This window comes from Stenotrophomonas sp. GbtcB23 (genome assembly GCF_019091045.1).
Classification (GTDB): domain Bacteria; phylum Pseudomonadota; class Gammaproteobacteria; order Xanthomonadales; family Xanthomonadaceae; genus Stenotrophomonas; species Stenotrophomonas rhizophila_A.
In genome coordinates, this window is sequence record NZ_JAGXKC010000697.1 from 1 (window position 1) to 235 (window position 235).

At 51.1% G+C, this 235-nt stretch carries 1 pseudogene; it reads left to right on the forward strand.

Annotated features, from left to right (window positions below):
- Nucleotides 1-192: pseudogene (locus KVS69_RS20610) on the forward strand (hypothetical protein); the annotation flags it as partial.
- Nucleotides 193-235: the final 43 nt, after the last annotated feature.

Consider the following 235-nt stretch of genomic DNA (forward strand, 5'->3'; position numbering starts at 1 on the left):
CCCGCGGAGGGCAAGTGTGGCGAAGGCAAGTGTGGCGCCGACGATGCAAAGGGCGCACACACTTCCCAGCAAGCGATGCATCCTATCTATTCTCTTATTTTTCCGATACTGAAAACGATACAAATCGAAGATATTGCTGGATCTCACTGCACCCATAAACATTGGCTCTCGCATTCCCTGCTTTTTGCTTGAAACTTTTCGTTGCCGACCTCCAGGAGGAGGCAACGGCTATGCT